This is a genomic window from Hyphomonas sp. (genome assembly GCF_018402285.1).
Lineage (GTDB): Bacteria > Pseudomonadota > Alphaproteobacteria > Caulobacterales > Hyphomonadaceae > Hyphomonas.
In genome coordinates this window covers 1,126,040-1,143,165 of record NZ_JAGYJH010000003.1, presented here as the reverse complement: position 1 = coordinate 1,143,165, position 17,126 = coordinate 1,126,040, and the positions used below count along the sequence as shown (strand labels likewise).

Below are 17,126 nucleotides of genomic sequence, written 5' to 3'. Positions count from 1 at the left end.
GGGCCGCTAATTCGCATGATTTTGCGGGCCCGGGCCTGTTCCATGACCGGGGCGGTTAGCATGACTTCCCGGGCGCTGTCACCCCTGCGGGGGCGCTGCCTACCAATCGTCGTAGACGTCGTCCTCGTCGTCTTCATACTCGCCCACATATCCGGGCGCATATTCACCGGCCTGCCAGATATAGTTGGCCGCCTGCGGCGCGATGGCGAGCAGGTTGAGGAGATTGTCCTTGACGTTGCCCATGGTAGCGCCCCGGTCGAGGATGACATAGCGGCTGATGCCGACTGTGGGCTGGTTGCCGTCAAAGCCGGCTGCCGAATACCAGGCCGATACGGCGCCCCACATCAGGTTGGCATCATTGATCCGCTCCAGGGTTTCGTTTCCGTCGGCATCATAGCGTACCTGAATGTTGATGCCGAGGCAGCCATCGGCATATTCGGTGTCGCAGGCTGTTCCGATGAGATTGAAGATCAGGCCATCAGCCGTCTTTGCCCGGACAGAGACGCCCCCATCATCCCCCGTGCTGAGGATGGTGTGGCCTTCCTCGACCAAAAGGGTCTGGAGATCAGCGAGTGTGACCGAGGCCAGAACGCGGCTGTCATCAGCCTGCGCGCCAAGCGCGACAGTCGAGAGAATTGCGAGTGATGTCAGCAGTTTGCGCATGTGGTGTCCTCCCCGGCAGAGCGTCCGGGCGAATTGTTGCGCCCGTTTGACCCGTCTGTGAAGGGCCAGACCGGGGCAGAAACAAGGAAAAAATGTAGTGGTATCCTGGGGTTGCCAGCCTTGCGCGCTGCGGGAACCCGCGTCTCAGCGGCGCGCGGCGAGGGTTTCCTTTGCCTGCGCGGCATCCTTGTGCATCTGGGCGATCATGGCGTCGAGGGAGTCAAACTTCAGCTCCGGGCGCTGATAGGCGATCAGCTGGACTTCGGCGCGCTGGCCGTAAATCTCGCGGTCAAAGTCGAAGATGAAGGTTTCCAGCAGCGGGTCGCGCAGACCGGTGGTCGGCGTGCGGCCGAAATTGGCCACCCCGTCACGCCACATTTCCTCGCCCTCGATCCGCAGGCGGACGGCATAGACGCCCATCCTAGGGTGGATGAGATCGCCCAGCGCGATGTTGGCTGTGGGGAAACCGAAACTGCGCCCGTTCTGCTCGCCGGCCTCTATGATGCCATCGGCGATCCAGGGGCTGCCGAGGAGCTGCGCGGCCAGTTCCGGCTCGCCCGCCATAAGGGCCTGGCGGATGGCGGTGGAGGAGGCCTTGGCGCCGTGGCCGGAGACTTCCTCGACAATGGTGACGCCAAAGCCGAGCGCGCGGCCAAGGCTGGCGAGGCGCTGGGCATGGCCCATGCGGCCGCGGCCAAACCGGAAATCAAAGCCGACGGAAATGTGCGAGACGCCGAGCCCGTCGACCAGCACCTGGCGGACGAACTGTTCATCCGTCATCGCCGCCATCTCGCCATTGAAGGGCAGCTCGAACACGGTGTCGGCGCCTGCCTTCAGGATCAGCGCGTTGCGCCGCTCGGGCCGCAGGATGCGGAAAGGCGGGTCGCCCGGGCGGAAATAGGCGCGCGGGGGCGGCTCGAAGGTTGCGACCGAGAATTTGCCGTGCCCGGCATTGCGGGCCGCGTCCATCACGGCGCGGTGGCCGGCATGCAGGCCGTCAAAGTTGCCGAGCGCGATCGACGCGCCCCGGGCCGCCTCGGGAAGCCCGCGATATTCGGCGTAAACGGCCATCACTTTTCCCGGCTGGGGGCGACCACGTCCGCTTCCCCGGTGATGACCCGCCTGCCCTCGACGATACACTCGACCTTGAGGGTCACGCGGTTGCCGCGGTCCTGCTTCTCGGCCACTTCGGCGCGCACAGTCACGGTGTCGCCGATATGGACCGGGCGCTTGAAGCGCATCGAGAGGCCGACAAAGATGGCGCCGGGACCGGGCAGATTGTTGCCCAGGATGCCGGAGATGTAGCTGGCGGTCAGCGCGCCATGGGCGATGCGCTTGCCGAAGATGGTCTTGGCGGCAAACTCGTCGGACATGTGCAACGGGTTGTAGTCGCCGGAAACCTCGGCGAAGCGCTGGATGTCGTTCTCCGTGATCGTGTGCACGGTCTCGTGCGCCTGGCCGATCTGGAGGTCTTCGTATTTGAAACCGGTGAACTGTGTCATGCGGCCGGATTGCTCCCTGATTCTGCGTGCTGAAGTGAGTTACACGGGGCTGAAGCTGCCGTCACCCCCGCTCGCCCGCGAGGGGCCGCGGAGGGGGCTGAGTGCCTACCATCTGAGCCCTGTCATCGCATAAGTGGCGATCTCGCCGTAATCGGCGAGTAGATCGGTCACTTCTGCTTCAAAATCCGGGCCGTGCTGTTTCAGGCCCGTGCCGACATAGAGGCTGTCGAAGCCCTGCCCGCGCGCGCCGCGCACATCGGTGGCCGGGCTGTCGCCGATGCAAAGGACATTCCTTGCCGGGGCGCCCATGGCCGCCACGCGCTCGAGCGCCAGCTTGTAGATCGGAGCGTAGGGCTTGCCGGGATAGATCACCTGCCCGCCCAGATCCTCGTAGACGTCTGCCAGCGCGCCGGCACACCAGTAGAGCTTGCCGCCCACGCGCACCTGCTTATCCGGGTTGGCGCACAGCATCGGCAGGGCGCGCTCGACGCCCTCTTTCAGCTCGGCGCGGTAGTCTTCGGGCTGGTCGTTGGCCATGTCCCGCAAGCCGATGCAGAGGAGAAGGTCGGCCTTGGCACTGTCCTCGAATTTGAGGTCGAGACCTTCATAAAGGTAGCGGTCATGCTCCCAGCCCTCATCGCCCCCGAGGCGCCAGACGGTCTTGCCGGGGCGCTGGGCGAGTTCGTAGCGGGTCGCGTCGCCCGAGGAGACGCAGGCGTCAAAGGCTTCGGCGGGAACCCCGAGAGGCTCAAAATAGCGGATCACCTGGGCTTCGGGCACCGGGGCGTTGGTGATGAGGCAGACGCGGCCACCGCCGGCGCGGAACTTCACCAGCGCGTCGCACGCCTCGGTGAAGGCGGCGCGGCCATTATGGATCACGCCCCACACATCGCAGAGGATAGTGTCATAGCGGCTGGCGAGACCGGCAAGGCCGGGCGGGAAAAGCAGAGCTGTCATGGGCGAGCGAGCTAGGCCGGGCGGGTGGCCTGGTCAATCACCGATGCCACAGGCCGATGCCGGGAGCGGGCTCAGCGACCAGAGCATGGCGGTCGGGATCGACACGGCCTGCGGCAGGAAACACCCGCGCAGCCGCCAGCGGGCGCCGGGGCTGTCTTCGGTCATGCGGCTTGCATCATACTCGCAGCTCAGAAGGCTCGCCGGATTGGCGGACGGGCTGCCGAGCTCGGCATTGATCAGCATGTGCCAGGAGCCGGTCGGCAGGGAGACCGCGCCGGCTTCCACCACGCCGAAATCGCAGGCTTCGGCGAGGGCGTAGGTGCCATCGGGCTGGCGGAGGGAGGGCGTGAGCGGGGGCAGCAGCGTCAGGTCGAGCTTGAGCGGTGTGCCCTCGATGATCGGATCGAGCACTTCGGGCGGCAGGCCCTCGCTGGGGGCGTGCGGCAGCGTTGCCGTCAGGCTGACATGGCGCGCAGCGGGCGCGGCCGGCGCGCTCAGAGCGCCAACCGGCGCTGGCGCCGGCGGGGCGGCTTCGGGCGCATACACACAGGCGACGGCAACAGCCGGCAGGATGGCGGAAATAACGGCAAACACCCGGCGCATGATCTGTGTCCCTCCACATGGCGTGCACAGGTCACAGGACGCTCAAATATGGACAGAATCAAGCCCCCGCGCGGCGCGCGGATCAGTGATAGTTCGAAAGACGCTCGATCAACTCGCGCGGGGGCGCTGTATCTTCCATCAGGGACGACTTGATGGGCCGGGGCGCGCTGAATACGTGCCCCTGGCCGAAGGGAATTTCGTACTCGAGAATTTCGACGACACTGGCTTCGTCCTCGATCTTCTCGGCGATCAGCATGATGCCGTAGCGCGAGAAGGCCGCGCCCACTTCATGGGCCGACAGCTTCCGGTTGAGCGCGGTGGCCGGGCGGGGCCCGTGGGGATCGCGCAGCTGGTCGATCAGCTGGCTGCCATTGACCTTCACAAAGCGCACGCCCGCGGCCTGCAGGCGCGGCAGGTCGAGGTCGAGCCCCGTCACATGGTCGATGGAGAAGCGGAAGCCGAGCGCGGTCAGCTTGTCCATATTGGCGCGCATCGCGGGAGAGCGCCCTTCGAACCGGTCAGCCCGGATCTCGAAGATCACCGATCCGGAGAGATCCCGGTTCTCGGTCATGAAGTCCAGGAACATCGGGAAAAAGGTCGGGTCTTCCAGCGAGATCGAGGAGATGTTGCAGAACACGCCGACGCGGCGGTCTCGCTCAGCCAGGCGCCGCACGATCTGCACGCAGCGGAACAGCATGAAATTGTCGATGATGCCCATAAGGCTTGCCCGGCGGGCGGCATCGAGGAAATCGGCGGGCGTAATGTGGCTGCCATCAGGGCGACGCAGACGGGTGAAGCCTTCATAGAAGGTCACCCGGCGCTGGGGCAGCGACACGATGGGCTGCAGGTGCAGGTCCACCCGGCCATCTTTGAGCGAGTCGCGCACATCCCGCAGGGCCGCGTCTTCCACAGGCTGCACCCGGGCAAGCGCCGTGCTGTCGGTCAGGCGGGTCTCGAAGCTGCGGGTCAGCTTGTCGATCAGGCCTTCCAGCTGGCGCATCTCGTTGACGAGCGCGTCGCGGCGTTCACCCAGCTCGATCTTGACGGTCTCTTCCAGTGCCTCGGCACGGGCATCGAGCACGTTGATGCGGCGGGAGGTGTCGGTCACTTCGCGTTCGACCGAGTCGATCCTTGCATCGATCTTCTTGGCGGCCCCGCTTGTGCGGACCAGGACGTGGATCTGGGTGAGGACGGCTGAGGTGACCGCTCCACCCGCGATCGACAGCGGCAAACCCGCCATAGTCAGCGAAAACAGGCCGTATCCGGCCCCCGCGCCAACGGCGAGATAAAGGAGGAACAAGAAAAAAGTCATCAGGTCAGCACCCGCAAACAGCCCATCAATCTTAAAATTAAGGCGAAAATGGTTAACGAATTGCTCGGAATTGTCCTGATTTGCCCTTCCCGGCAAGCTGGCGGCAAATCGTTGCAAATCAGCCACAACCGGCCGTTTCCTGATGCTCCGGCTATAGAAGGCGCGTGGACAGAGAAGTTTTCAAAGGTTAACCATGGGCTGTTCCTTGTTAAGAACGCCCCCGGTCCGCGGCCAGTGCTGGCCGGAGCGGGGGCGATCTCGGGGGAGACGGGGGCCTTGCCCAAAAGGCAGGGCCCCGTCGTTCCCGGGATTGGGCCCCGGATCAGGCCCCGGACCAGGCCCCGACCAGGCCCGAAATTCCGCCCTTGCGCTCAGCCGATTCGCGCCGTATCCGGCTCGGGAACGATCTCGTTCTCGATGTGGCCCAGTCCGTCGATCTCGATACGTACACGGTCACCTGCCTTCAGCCATTTGGGCGGATCAAAGCCCGCGCCGACACCCGCCGGGGTTCCGGTAAAGATCACATCCCCTGGCTCAAGCGTAAAGGCCGCCGTCAAATGTGCAATCTGGGCCCCGATATCGTGGATCATGTCGCGCGGACGTCCGGACTGGCGCTGCTCGCCGTTCACGAAGCTGCGGATTTCGAGGTCTGAAATCTCACCCAGCTCATCAGGCGTCACCAGCGCCGGGCCGAACGGCGCGTGCGTGTCAAAGCCCTTGCCCATGATCATCGTCTGGCTGGCCTTCTGCCAGTCGCGTACCGAATAATCGCAGCCGATACAGAAGCCTGCGACGATTTCCATCGCCCTCGCCGCAGGCACATGCCGGCCATGCCTTCCGATCACCACGACCAGCTCGCCTTCATAGTCGAGCTGGCCGGAGACCTTGGGAAGATGTACCGGCGCGTAGGGTCCGTTGACGGCGGTAGCCTGCTTGTTGAACCACTTCTGGACTTCGGGTTTGGATGTGTTGACGAAGCTCACGCTCTCGGCGGCATGGGCGGCATAGTTCACACCTATCCCCAGAATTTTTCGCGGCGCCGGCACCGGCGCCAGCAGTTGCACGACACTGAGCGCCAGAGGCGCGCCTTTCTCGCGCCCTTCGAGCGCGTCGACAAAGGTCTCGCCTGCAACGGGCACGACAGTATCGCCCTCCAGATGGCCGAACCGGACCTGCCCTGCGGCCGCAAAACGCACGAGGCGCATATCGTTACTCTCCTGTCACACTACAGCCCAAACCACATTGCACGATGTTCATCTCGCGTTGTGGACCGCTTTGGCAAGGGCTAGGGAGGGGACCAGTTGAAGGGGTAGACTATGCAACTTGGCGTCCGCGCGCAGGAAAGTTCTCTGAGCGAAGTGTTCGCGCCGGGCGAGCGGCTGCGCATGCCCCATTACCAGCGCAGCTATTCCTGGGGCGACCGCGAAGCCCTCGACCTTCTGGGTGACCTTGTCGACGCCATGGACGCCTCCATCGCCCACTTCATCGGCGCGCTGGTGTTCGTGAATGGCGACGAAGCCGGCCATCTGGAAATCGTCGACGGCCAGCAGCGCCTGACGACCCTGACCATCCTGCTCTGCGTGCTGCGCGACCTGGAAACCGACCCCGACCGCGCCGCCGCCCTGCACAAGCTCGTCGCGGATGAAGACCGCCCGCTGCTGGGCGAGGGCGCCAACTGGCGCATCGCGCTCAACTACGATGTCGGCGCCTTCTTCCGCGACACCATCCAGACACCTGGCGCCACCCTGAAGCTCGACAACGAGCCAGGCGAGAGTGAAAGCCAGCAGAAGATCATCGGCAATACCGCCGCCTTTCACCGCGAGCTGCGCGGCATGACGGCAGAGCGCCGCCGGGCGCTGGCCGATGTCGTCACCGGTGGCTGCGCGCTGGTACGCGTCGTGGTCGACAACAAGGACCAGGGCTTCAAGGTGTTCCGGGTGCTGAACACGCGCGGCAAGGAGCCGGGCGCCCATGACATCATCAAGACCGAACTCTTCCAGCGGGCAAAATTCACCAGCGCCGATGCCAATGACTATGCTGAGCGCTGGGCCGGCTATGAAGCCATCCTCGGCGGCGGGGCGTTTGACGATCTGCTGCGCCAGATCCGCGTGATCCATGACCGCTCGCCCAAGGGCGACCTGTTTGCCGGCTTCCAGAAAGCTGTCCTCAACAAGATCGAGCCCCGCAAATTCCTCGACGAAATGCTGCCGGGTTATGTCGAGGCGTTTCGCGTTGCAGAGACAGGGCGCGACGAAACCGGCCTGGGCGCGCCCCAGGGCGTGCTCGACAGTATCAACCAGTTGCGCGCGCTCGAGCACAAGACCTGGCGGGCGCCGGCCATCCAGTTCATCGTCGAGCGCGGCTTTGCCGATCCGATGGCGACAGAATTCTTCGCCAGCCTCGAGCGCACCTCCTACATCTCGCAGGTGATGGTGCAGGAGCGCGAGGCGCGCAACAAGAAGCTCGCCCGCATCACCGATGCCATCCGCAATGACCGTGTCCTGTTTTCCAAGACCGGACCGTTCATGGTCACCCGCGACGAGGCCCGCAAGCTGCGCGACCGGCTGACGACGCGCTTTGGCACCTATGGCCAGCGCCGGGCCATCGCCCTGCGCCTCAACGCGGCGATCGAAGGCGGGCGCACGATCCCGCCGGAATCCGACGCCACGGTCGAACACGTCCTGCCGCGCAATCCGCCCGAGGACAGCCACTGGATGATCACCTGGCCCGACCCGGTGAAGCGGCGCGAACAGTGCGACACGATCGGCAACTTTGTTCTGCTCACCAACAAGGTGAACCAGCTGGCCGACCGGCTCGACTATCGCGCCAAGAAGGAAATCTATTTCAATGGCGGCGGCGGGCAGGAATTTGCCCTGACGCGCGACCTGATGGAGCAGGATGCCTGGACTTCCGATGTCGTGCGCCGGCGCACAGAGAAACTCGCCGACATCATGATGGCGGCCTGGGGCCTTGCCGGCTGACCTGACTAGTCCGCGATCTCATTCTTCTGGATCGTGGAATGGACCCCGTTGATCTGCATCAGGGCGGCCGAGCCATAATACTTGCTGTAATCCACGACGAAGACGCCCGCTTCGATGGTCGGGTCGGTGGCCACCCATGCCTTCGCCGTGTCGATGTCGGCGGTGTTGAGAATGAAGAGGCCGCGCCGCCCGTCCTCGCCGCCGAGCGGGCCGGCGAGCACCAGCTTTCCCTCTCCGGCAAGCTTGCCCATGCTGGCAAAATGCCCGGCAAACAGCGCGGCGCGTTCCGCCGTGTCCGTGATCACGCTGTCCTGCGGCCCGGTCTTGAGGATCGCGAGGACGTAAGACCGCATGCCGTACTCATCCGCGCCGAGCTTTTCCGCCAGCGCCGCGTCATAGGTTGCGGGCAAGACTGCCGCTTCATGCGTTTCGCCTGCGCTCGCGCAGGCAGAAAGGGCGGCAAAAGACAACGCGGCAAAACTCGCCCGCACATGAAGACGCATGTTTTCCTCCCCCTCTGGGGCGGGATCATGCGCCGCCACGCGGCCCGGTTCAAGCAGGCTGCTTCCTGCCCCGCCCGGTCGCCCAGCCAGTCAAAGAGAAGGTCTGCCACCAGCGCAAGGACGAGGGTTATCCCTGCCATTGGCAGGAAGATGCCGAGGCAGATGACCAGCAGGACCAGGCCGGACGCGAGGCGCTTGTCCGGCGGCATGGGCGGCAGGCCGAGCCGCCCTTTCGGCCGCCGGCGCCACCACATCAGCGCCCCGGTGATGCTGAGCGCCACCACACCCAACGCCGCCAGCAACCCTGTCAGCTGGTTGAGCGGGCCGTAGAGTTGTCCTTCATGGAAGGCCACGCCCTGCGCCATGAACTGGTCGACGCGGTTATGGTCGGCAAAGGTGATCCGCATCAGTTCTTCGCCGGTCTGGCGGTCAGCGGCCGCGCACTTCCAAATTCCCTGACGGAACCCCTAGCGATCCTGACAGGTACGCCCTAGCGTGCGCCCAGCAAAAAGCCTGAACACGACACGAAAGAGGAGCGCCCCATGAGCCTGTTCGACCTTACCGGCAAAACCGCCATCATCACCGGATCCTCGCGCGGCATCGGCCGCGCCATTGCCGAGGCCATGGCCGATCAGGGCGCCCGCGTCGTCATCTCCTCGCGCAAGCCCGGCCCCTGCGAGGAAGTCGCCGACGGCATCAACAAGAAGCATGGCGACGGCACCGCCATTGCCGTCCCCGCCAACATCTCTTCCAAGGAAGACCTGCAGGCGATGGTGGACGAAACCAATAAGAGCTTCGGCAAGATCGACATCCTCGTCTGCAACGCCGCCTCCAACCCCTATTATGGTCCGATGGCCGGCATCTCGGATGATCAATTCACCAAGATCCTGCAGAACAACATCATCTCCAACCACTGGCTGGTCCAGATGGTCGCCCCCCAGATGCAGGCCCGGAAAGACGGCGCCATCATCATCGTCTCCTCCATCGGCGGCCTGCGCGGCACACCGATCATCGGGGCCTACAACATCTCGAAAGCGGCAGACTTCCAGCTCGCCCGCAACCTCGCCACCGAATTCGGCGCCGACAATATCCGCGTCAACTGCATCGCGCCGGGCCTGATCAAGACAGACTTCGCCAGGGCCCTCTGGGAAAACCCGGAAACCCTGAAGCGCTCGCTCACCGGCACCCCGCTGAAGCGCATCGGCGAGCCTGAAGAGATCGCCGGCGCGGCCGTCTATCTCGCCTCGAAGGCGGGCAGCTACATGACCGGCCAGATGCTCGTCGTCGACGGGGGCGCAACGGTTACCTGATGCACCTGACCGCTTCGCCGGACGCATCCCCGGCGCCTGAAATCAGCTTTGATGACTTCCTGAAGGTAGACATCCGTATCGGGACGGTCCTTGAGGCCGCCCCGCTGGAGGGCGCGCGCAAGCCTTCCCTCCGCCTGGTCATCGATTTCGGGCCCGGCGTCGGGCGGAAGAAAAGCTCCGCCCAGATCACAGCTCATTACATGCCTGACGCGCTGATCGGCCGTCAGGTCGCCGCGGTGGTGAATTTCCCCCCGCGCCAGATCGGAAAATTCATGTCTGAAGTGCTCACCCTCGGCTTTGCCGATCCTGTTGGCGAGATTGTCCTTTTCTCGCCCGACCAGCCTGTTCCCAATGGCGCCCGACTCTCATGACCCCTCGCATGACCGACGCCCGCACGGAAATGTCTGCCCAGCAGGACGCCTTCTTCAAACGCCTGCGGTCAGGCGACTGGGAACTGCCGCCCGGCATCCGCAATCTCGGCATCCGCCCGCAGGACTGGCTGAAGGAAGTTTCCTACGGCCATGTCTATTATGAGTGGCCCAATGATGGCAGCCGCGACATCGGCCCGGACCGCGTGTTCGGCGGCTGGGTTGCCGGCCTTTCCGATCACATCGTCTCGATGACGATGGCGAGCGCGCTGGAAGAGGGCGAGTGGTTCACCACGACCGAGCTGCAGACCCGCATCTTCCGCCCGGTGCCCAACGGCCTCATCACCATCAAGGGCACGCTCGTCTCGCGCGGCAAGACCTCGGGTTTCGTCGAAGCTGACTGGCGCGACGAAAAAGGCCGCCACCTCGTCCGCGTCTCTGCCGCCAAGGCCATCCGCACGATGGAAGAGTTGAACCTGAAGCGGTAATTGTGCGTTCATCTGTCCTGCGCCAGCCAATGCCGGCTCATGCGATCAAAGGAACCGCCCCATGCTGAAGCCCCTCGCCGCCCTTGCCGCGCTCGCCGCTGTCTCGGCTCCCGCCGCCCTCGCGTGCAGCTGCCTGCCCTGCGACAGCCAGCGCCCGCTGCTCGAAAGCGAATACACTGCCGGCGCGTTCGTCGGAGAGCTGATGTCGGTGCGCAAGCCGGCGTCCGGAAACTTCCCGGCCGAGACCGAGGACGGTTTCGAATACCCTCGCGAACTGATCTACCTTTTCAAAGTCACGCGCAGCCTGAAGGGCGACATGCCCGAATATGTGATGGTGCGCTCCGCCTCCAGCTCTGCCGCCTGCGGGGTCACTTTCAGCTTTGAGAGCCTCAACGCAGTTGCCGTCTCTCACGACGAAGCCGGCAGGTTCCATGCCGGCTCCTGCTCGCAGATGTGCTGGGGCGCCGAGCCCAACCACGGCCTCATCACCGAGGACATGATGCAGACCTGGCGCGGCCCGGTGGCCAGCAAGGAGTAATTACCTCTCTGCGGGCGCGGCCTTGTTGAGACGCACTTCCAGTTCGTCCAGCAGGTCGCGCACGCGCTTGGCGTTGACGCCGAGGTCGGAGAGCCCGACGCGGCTGACCGAGCGTACATCAATCCGCACGCCCGCCTCATCGGGCAGGACACGGATGAGAATGTCATCCTTGAAGCCATACCAGAAGCTGGTCTCGGTCGCGTCGATGCGGCCTTCTTCGGGATCAGCCAGAACGATGCTCCAGCCCTTGCCTTCCACGGCGGCCAGCGCGGCGGCATAGCCCTCTTCCACGCTGCCCGGCGCGATCAATGGCGCGAGCATGGGATAGGGCGTTTCCTTGGGAGACTTGTGCGTCGCGGTGTCAAACTCGGCCTCTTCCTGAACCTCGGAGACAAGCCGCCCGCCGAGCCCCGGCCAGCGGGCATTGGCGCCTTCGGTAATCACCGGCGCGTCCTCGATCGGGTTGTCGGCCTCAGTAGCCTCCCGCTCGGTCAGCAGCGCGTCGCTGGGCTGGATGGGGTTTGCCCAGTCGGTCTGGATGTCATGCAGGGGCGGCAGGCGCTCGGCCGTTCCGCCAAAGGCTGCCACCCGGCCCAGCGCGAGGCCGGAGATCAGCACCGCCGCGAAGGCCAGCATCGCCGCTTTCTTGCGCGGCGCCCTGATGAGGGAAATGATCAGCGCCAGCAGCGCCACGACGCTTGCCGCGAGCAGCAGCATCGGACCCCACTGGATCGTCATGACCCCGAGACCAAACTGCCAGCCCCAGAGGCCGAGCTTCGAGCCGATGGCCGCAATCGCAAACCACGCCACCGAAAAGATCGACAGCGCCAGGGCAAACCCCGCCAGCTTGCCCCGCCATCCGGCGGATGCAGGAACTTCATTACCTGTTCCCGTATCGTCAACCATCAGGCTGCCTCCCGTTTCTGGCGGCAACCTAGCCTGTTCTGCGAAACCGGCAATCGCAAACCTTGCTTCAGGCCCCTTGCTTCAGGCCCCTTTGCTTCAGGGATGGGCGGGCGGATAGCCATGCCGCCGGTGCAGAATGTCGAGGATCGCCATCGGCTCGTTCACGAACCGTCGCCCTTCATGCACCGCTGCGGGCAGATCGGCCGGCGCATCTTCGGCCAGCACCAGCACGGGAAGGGACTGGTTTGCCTCTCCGATGAGCCGGATCACATCCCCGCGAGGCCGCGCAAACGCGATCCGGCGCACCTCCAGCTCAGGCGCCAGCTCCGGGAAGGAAGCAAGCACCCCCTCCATCAGCGCGCAATGCCAGCAATAGAAGTCCTGCCCCGGCAAGGCCGGGTCATGAAACCCGGGCTTCAGCAGGAACAGGACATCCCGTTGCATCTTTGGGCTCAAGCCCCAAACCTTACGCGGTCGGCAGCTTATAGTCCTTGAACGTCTCGCGCAGGGCCAGCTTGTTGATCTTGCCGGTTGCGCCCAGCGGAATAGACTCGACAAACTGCACGTCGTCCGGCGTCCACCATTTGGCGATCTTGCCTTCGAGGCTTTTCAGGATTTCTTCCTTGGTCGGATTTTCCCCGGCGGCCGGCTGGATGATCAAGAGCGGGCGCTCGTCCCATTTGGGATGGTAGATGCCGATCGCCGCCGCGTTCGCTACCTTCGGATGCCCCACGGCGATATTCTCGATATCGATGGAGGAAATCCATTCCCCGCCGGACTTGATCACGTCTTTGGCCCGGTCAGTAATCGTCATCGTGCCGATCTCGTCGATGGTAGCGACATCTCCTGTATCAAACCAGCCGTCCGCATCCAGAACATGCCCGCCTGCGCCCTTGAAATAGCCTGCCGCAATCGCCGCCCCACGCACCAGGAGGCGGCCGGAGGTCTTGCCATCGCGCGGCAGCTCCACCCCGTCATCGTCCACCAGCCGCAGCTCCACGCCAAACGGCGCGCGGCCCTGCTTGAGCTTCTGCTTCATCCGCTCGTCCACCGGCGCCGTTTCCAGATGCGGCGGCAGCGCGCCCAGCGTTCCCAGCGGCGAAGTCTCGGTCATGCCCCAGGCATGCACCACATCCACCTCATACTCTTCCTCGAACGCCCGCAGGATCTTCTCCGGAATCGCAGAGCCCCCGATCAGCACCTTCTTGAGGTAGGGCAGTTTGAGATTGTTCTGCTGCAGATGGTTCAGCAGCATCAGCCAGACGGTCGGCACAGCCGCCGTCAGCGACACCTTCTCCGAATCGAGCAGCTCATAGATCGAGGCCCCGTCCATCTGCGCGCCGGGCATGACCATGTTGGCCCCCGTCGCCGGGCAGGACATCGCCAGCCCCCAGGCATTGGCATGGAACATCGGTACCACCGGCATGACCGAGTCCGAGGCGCCCATGCCCATCGCGTCCTTGCCCATGGTCACCAGGGTGTGGAGCACGTTGGAGCGGTGGGAATAGAGCACGCCCTTGGGGTTGCCCGTCGTACCGGAGGTATAGCAGAGCCCGCAGGCGGTATCTTCGGGAAAGTCGCCCCAGCGCACGCTCTTGCTGCGCCCGTCGATCCAGATGTCGAACGCAATCGCGCCCAGCTTGTTCTCCGGCATCGTGTCGGCGCCGGCATAGATCACGAACGTCTTCACCGTCTCCAGCTTGTCCTTGATCGCTTCCACGATCGGCAGGAACGTCTTGTCGAAGATCAGGATCTTGTCTTCGGCATGGTTGGCGATCCAGGCGATCTGGTCAGGGTGCAGGCGCGGGTTGATGGTGTGCAGCACTGCGCCCATGCCCATCGCGCCATACCAGCTGGCCATGTGTCGCTCGGAGTTCCAGCCCAGCGTCGCCACCCGGTCGCCCAGGCCAATGCCCTCATCCTTCAGCGCGGTCGAAACCTGCTTGGACATGTCATAAAGCTGCGAATAGGTCGTGCGCGTGATATTGCCTTCCACCCGCCGCGTGATGATCTCGCGATCACCGTGTTGCAGGCGCGCATGTTCGAGGATCTTGTCCACGGTCAGCGGCCAGTCCTGCATAATGCCTTTCATGTAGTTTTCCTCCGGAACGGTTCTTGTTGGTCTTGCCGCGTTGGGTCTGTGCTTGTGATTTATCAAAGCCCTGTCTATTCGGGCAACTACGCTGACGCAAGGAAAGTACAAGTATATGTGCAGACTTCTCGTTATGGCTGTTTCAGCCCTTGTCCTGGCCGCCTGCAGCGAAACCCCCGCCGCTGTCCCTGCAGAGAGCGCTACAGAGGGCGCTGCAGACGCCGCCACTGACACCGCCGCCCCGGCGCCCGCGCCGGTCACCGCGGGCCTCGCCACCGAGCTGCCCGCCCTGTTCGACTGCCTGCGGGAAACCGGCGGCGTGGTCGTGGCCGCCCATCGCGGCGGCTTTGCCCCCGGCTATCCGGAAAACGCCCTCGAAACGATGCAATACACCCTGGAGCGCGGCATCCGCGTTTTCGAGGTCGATGTCGCCGAAAGCCGTGACGGCGTGCTGTTCCTGCACCATGACGACCGCTTCGGGCGCACCATCGAAGGGGAAGGCTATAACTCCGATACCGACTGGTCCGCCATCGCCGGCAAGCGCCTCAAGGACATCGACGGCAAGGTCACTGCCTTCAATCCCCCAAGCTCACCGACGTCCTCCTCTGGGCAAAGGAGACCGGCACCATCGTGGAGCTCGACCGCAAGAAAACCACCTCCTTCGCCAACATCTGGGCCGCCGTCACCGCTGCCGGCGCCGAAGGCAATGTCATCATGATCTCTTATTCCGATGAGGAAGCCGCCGAGATCGCCCGCGTCGCCCCCGGCGCCATGATGACCGCTTCGGCGCGCGGCAGCCGCGACCTTGAAACCCTCGAAGCCCTCGGTGTCGACCGCACCCGCGTCATCGCCTGGACCGGAACGCGCGAGCCCGACCCGCCAGCCTTCGCCCGCCTGCTGGACGAAGGCGTCGAGCCCGCCTTCGGCACCCTCGGCCGCAAGGGCGAACGCCTCGACGACCAGTACTGGGCCGACGATGACGGCAGCGAATACCAGCGCCTCGTCGATGACGGCGTCGTCCTCATCGCCACCGACGAGCCCTACCGCGTCGCCGACTGGCTCACCGCCGATGATGACGGCTGGGCAGCGTGCGCTTCGCGCTGAGCCGGTCTCTCCATTACGCTGGATGCGACCCCATGAAAAAACCGCCGGGACAGGGGTCCCGGCGGTTTCCACGCGCATTGAAGTTTATCCGGCCTCAAACTAGTCGAGGATGGTCACCTCAACGCGGCGATTGATGGCGCGTCCAGCCGCCGTATCGTTTGAGGAAAGCGGCGTGCTTTCGCCAAGGCCGATAGTGTTGATGCGTGAGGCGTCCACTCCTGTCGAAATCAGGTAGGTGCCAACGGAGGCTGCCCGTCGCGCCGAGAGGTCCTGGTTATAGGATTCTGCGCCCTGGGAATCGGTATGCCCGGCAATCTGGATACGGGAGTCCGGCTGTTTCGCCATAAACGAGGCGAGCGGAGCAAGCCGCCCCTGCGCGCCGCTGGTCAGCACCGCTGAGTCCAAGGCAAACTGCAGGTCACGCAGGATCAGCGTCACGCCGAGTTCGGTCTTGGTCTGCTCATAGTCAGCCAGCTCTGCCGAGAGCGCCGCTGCGCGGTTTTCGGCAGCAATGCGGGCAGCTTCCGAGCTTGCGCTGTCGGCAACCGCGCCCGCCGCAATGGCATCAGAGCGGTCTGCGCGCCCTTCAGCGTCAGCTGTAGCGGCCTCGGCCGACGCCACTTCGCGCATCCGGGCCTGGGAGACGACCTGCGCACGCTCCGTATTCAGAGCTTCGATGCGGGCATTTGCCTCGCGCTGGCGGCCACGCGCGCCGGCCAGCATCACATAGCCTTCGCCCATGCGGACGGTGTGGATATAGGCGTCTTCCTTGCCGCGCATGTAATAGTCGCGCGCCTCGGCGAGTGACGTGTCAGCTTTCTCTAGAGCCGAACGTCCGGTTTCCATCGTTGCGGGCGTGGCCTTGGCCTGTTGCAGCGAAGCTTCAGCAGCGAGCAGTCTCGGGCTTGGATCGGGCGTGGACGAACAGGCGCCCAGCGAGAGCGCGAGGGTCAGTGCGGCAAGGCCGGCGGTTTGTTTGAATGCGGATTTCATCTGGATGGCTTTCTATGAATTCAGTTCGCGGCGCAGCGCGGAAATGCCTGTCTCGATTTCAGAGACAGTACGCTCGAGGGCACGGAGTTTTATCTTTTCCTGAACGATTTCAGCCTGAAGCGAAGCTTCTGCCGAGCGCCAGAGGGAGATCTCCCGCTTGTTGGCTTCTTCGGCGGCCTTGGCTTCGCTGAGGCGGAGCTGGGCTTCCTTGAAATTTTCAGGCGCCGCCGAAGAGGCGTCCGCCGTATTCAGCGCGGCGATCTGGGATTCGGTGCGGATGAGTTCATCCCGCGCCGGGTTTGCAAAAGCTGCAGGCGCAGCAAGCAGGAGCGTGCCCATCAGGGCCGCTGCAACAATCTTTTTCATGGGAAATCTCCTCGGCCGCTCCTGGCAGGAGCATGGCACGTGAATCAGGAACGCCCCCCGGCGGCAAAGGTTCCCTGCCAGCGAAAATAACGCGCGCCGCGCTTTGCCGAAACCGGCGGCAGGCATGCCATTCTGGCCCGAACTTTCCCGAACTTGCCCGAACTGGCCCGAACTGGAAGAGAATGGCCGGATCTGGGACACTTTTGGTATGGGAGTGTCGTTGGAGTTTTTATCCGCCCGTCGGCTTTTTTTGGAGGAATCCGAAACCCCTCCAGCAGACAATCCCTCAGCCCCGAGCGCGGGTATCCTCCCCTTTTCTTCATGGGGGAGGCGCCCCGCAGGGGCGGAGGGGGGGAGGCAAACGCTAAGTCCTCCTGGCCTGAAAACCCCCGTGTCATCCGCGATATCGCGCCAGCGATTATCCGGGACCTTCTCTCCGC

Annotated in this window: 20 protein-coding genes and 1 pseudogene; 7 read left to right on the top strand and 14 right to left on the bottom strand. The window is 64.3% G+C overall.

Annotation, left to right across the window (positions count from 1 at the left end; translation table 11 throughout):
• Nucleotides 1-99: 99 nt before the first annotated feature.
• From KG722_RS08170 to KG722_RS08140, 7 genes are all read right to left on the bottom strand, one after another.
• A complete protein-coding gene (locus tag KG722_RS08170) occupies nt 100-663 on the bottom strand; it encodes a YbjN domain-containing protein (protein ID WP_213271250.1) in 564 nt (187 codons plus the stop codon).
• A gap of 144 nt (nt 664-807) precedes the next feature.
• Nucleotides 808-1,734, bottom strand: coding sequence for a riboflavin biosynthesis protein RibF (ribF, locus tag KG722_RS08165; protein WP_213271249.1), 927 nt, complete (start codon nt 1,732-1,734; stop codon nt 808-810).
• Nucleotides 1,734-2,165, bottom strand: coding sequence for a MaoC family dehydratase (locus KG722_RS08160; RefSeq protein WP_213271248.1), 432 nt, complete (start codon nt 2,163-2,165; stop codon nt 1,734-1,736). Before KG722_RS08160 ends, ribF begins: the two co-directional genes overlap by 1 nt.
• A gap of 105 nt (nt 2,166-2,270) precedes the next feature.
• Complete coding sequence (locus KG722_RS08155; RefSeq protein WP_213271247.1) at nt 2,271-3,122, bottom strand: TIGR01459 family HAD-type hydrolase; 852 nt, start codon at nt 3,120-3,122, stop codon at nt 2,271-2,273.
• A 33-nt stretch (nt 3,123-3,155) separates the two neighbouring features.
• Entirely contained in the window at nt 3,156-3,725 is a 570-nt protein-coding gene (locus KG722_RS08150; protein WP_213271246.1) for a hypothetical protein, read from the bottom strand.
• 82 nt (nt 3,726-3,807) lie between these two features.
• A complete protein-coding gene (locus KG722_RS08145; protein WP_300998306.1) occupies nt 3,808-5,037 on the bottom strand; it encodes an EAL domain-containing protein in 1,230 nt (409 codons plus the stop codon).
• A 371-nt stretch (nt 5,038-5,408) separates the two neighbouring features.
• On the bottom strand, nt 5,409-6,242 hold the full coding sequence (locus KG722_RS08140; RefSeq protein ID WP_213271244.1) for a fumarylacetoacetate hydrolase family protein: 834 nt from the start codon (nt 6,240-6,242) through the stop codon (nt 5,409-5,411).
• A 111-nt stretch (nt 6,243-6,353) separates the two neighbouring features.
• Between KG722_RS08140 and KG722_RS08135 the strand changes: the two genes are divergently transcribed.
• On the top strand, nt 6,354-8,018 hold the full coding sequence (locus tag KG722_RS08135; protein ID WP_213271243.1) for a DUF262 domain-containing protein: 1,665 nt from the start codon (nt 6,354-6,356) through the stop codon (nt 8,016-8,018).
• A gap of 5 nt (nt 8,019-8,023) precedes the next feature.
• Here the strand turns inward: KG722_RS08135 and KG722_RS08130 are convergent, their stop codons facing one another.
• Both KG722_RS08130 and KG722_RS15425 read right to left on the bottom strand, forming a co-directional pair.
• Nucleotides 8,024-8,521: a YciI family protein gene (locus KG722_RS08130; protein WP_213271242.1), complete on the bottom strand. Its 498-nt coding sequence runs from the start codon at nt 8,519-8,521 to the stop codon at nt 8,024-8,026.
• Nucleotides 8,522-8,772: 251 nt separating this feature from the next.
• Nucleotides 8,773-8,928: pseudogene (locus tag KG722_RS15425) on the bottom strand (PepSY domain-containing protein); the annotation flags it as partial.
• A 135-nt stretch (nt 8,929-9,063) separates the two neighbouring features.
• Between KG722_RS15425 and KG722_RS08125 the strand changes: the two are divergent.
• The 4 genes from KG722_RS08125 to KG722_RS08110 all read left to right on the top strand — a co-directional run bounded on the left by KG722_RS08125 (nt 9,064) and on the right by KG722_RS08110 (nt 11,225).
• Nucleotides 9,064-9,831 (top strand): SDR family oxidoreductase, encoded by a 768-nt coding sequence (locus KG722_RS08125; RefSeq protein WP_213271241.1) that lies wholly within the window; start codon nt 9,064-9,066, stop codon nt 9,829-9,831.
• Nucleotides 9,831-10,202: a tRNA-binding protein gene (locus tag KG722_RS08120; RefSeq protein WP_213271240.1), complete on the top strand. Its 372-nt coding sequence runs from the start codon at nt 9,831-9,833 to the stop codon at nt 10,200-10,202. Before KG722_RS08125 ends, KG722_RS08120 begins: the two co-directional genes overlap by 1 nt.
• Before the next feature lie 8 nt (nt 10,203-10,210).
• Complete coding sequence (locus KG722_RS08115; RefSeq protein ID WP_213271239.1) at nt 10,211-10,687, top strand: PaaI family thioesterase; 477 nt, start codon at nt 10,211-10,213, stop codon at nt 10,685-10,687.
• Nucleotides 10,688-10,748: 61 nt separating this feature from the next.
• On the top strand, nt 10,749-11,225 hold the full coding sequence (locus tag KG722_RS08110; protein ID WP_213271238.1) for a hypothetical protein: 477 nt from the start codon (nt 10,749-10,751) through the stop codon (nt 11,223-11,225).
• Here KG722_RS08110 and KG722_RS08105 read toward each other — a convergent pair whose 3' ends face one another.
• From KG722_RS08105 to KG722_RS08095, 3 genes are all read right to left on the bottom strand, one after another.
• A complete protein-coding gene (locus KG722_RS08105) occupies nt 11,226-12,131 on the bottom strand; it encodes a DUF1499 domain-containing protein (RefSeq protein ID WP_213271237.1) in 906 nt (301 codons plus the stop codon). It lies immediately after the preceding gene.
• A 96-nt stretch (nt 12,132-12,227) separates the two neighbouring features.
• Nucleotides 12,228-12,575 carry a DUF3088 domain-containing protein gene (locus tag KG722_RS08100; protein WP_213271236.1) on the bottom strand — a complete coding sequence of 116 codons (348 nt, stop codon included), beginning with the start codon at nt 12,573-12,575 and terminating at the stop codon, nt 12,228-12,230.
• A 22-nt stretch (nt 12,576-12,597) separates the two neighbouring features.
• Entirely contained in the window at nt 12,598-14,223 is a 1,626-nt protein-coding gene (locus KG722_RS08095; RefSeq protein ID WP_213271235.1) for a long-chain-fatty-acid--CoA ligase, read from the bottom strand.
• A 115-nt stretch (nt 14,224-14,338) separates the two neighbouring features.
• Here KG722_RS08095 and KG722_RS08090 point away from each other — a divergent pair, with 115 nt between their 5' ends.
• On the top strand, nt 14,339-14,941 hold the full coding sequence (locus tag KG722_RS08090; RefSeq protein ID WP_213271234.1) for a glycerophosphodiester phosphodiesterase family protein: 603 nt from the start codon (nt 14,339-14,341) through the stop codon (nt 14,939-14,941).
• The gene (locus KG722_RS08085) at nt 14,938-15,327 is read left to right on the top strand and encodes a hypothetical protein (protein WP_213271233.1); all 390 of its coding nucleotides are present in this window, start codon (nt 14,938-14,940) and stop codon (nt 15,325-15,327) included. The genes KG722_RS08090 and KG722_RS08085 overlap by 4 nt, the downstream gene beginning before the upstream one ends.
• A 99-nt stretch (nt 15,328-15,426) precedes the next feature.
• Here KG722_RS08085 and KG722_RS08080 read toward each other — a convergent pair whose 3' ends face one another.
• Both KG722_RS08080 and KG722_RS08075 read right to left on the bottom strand, forming a co-directional pair.
• Entirely contained in the window at nt 15,427-16,320 is an 894-nt protein-coding gene (locus tag KG722_RS08080) for an OmpA family protein (RefSeq protein ID WP_213271232.1), read from the bottom strand.
• A gap of 12 nt (nt 16,321-16,332) precedes the next feature.
• Complete coding sequence (locus tag KG722_RS08075; protein ID WP_213271231.1) at nt 16,333-16,686, bottom strand: DUF4398 domain-containing protein; 354 nt, start codon at nt 16,684-16,686, stop codon at nt 16,333-16,335.
• Nucleotides 16,687-17,126 lie beyond the last annotated feature (440 nt).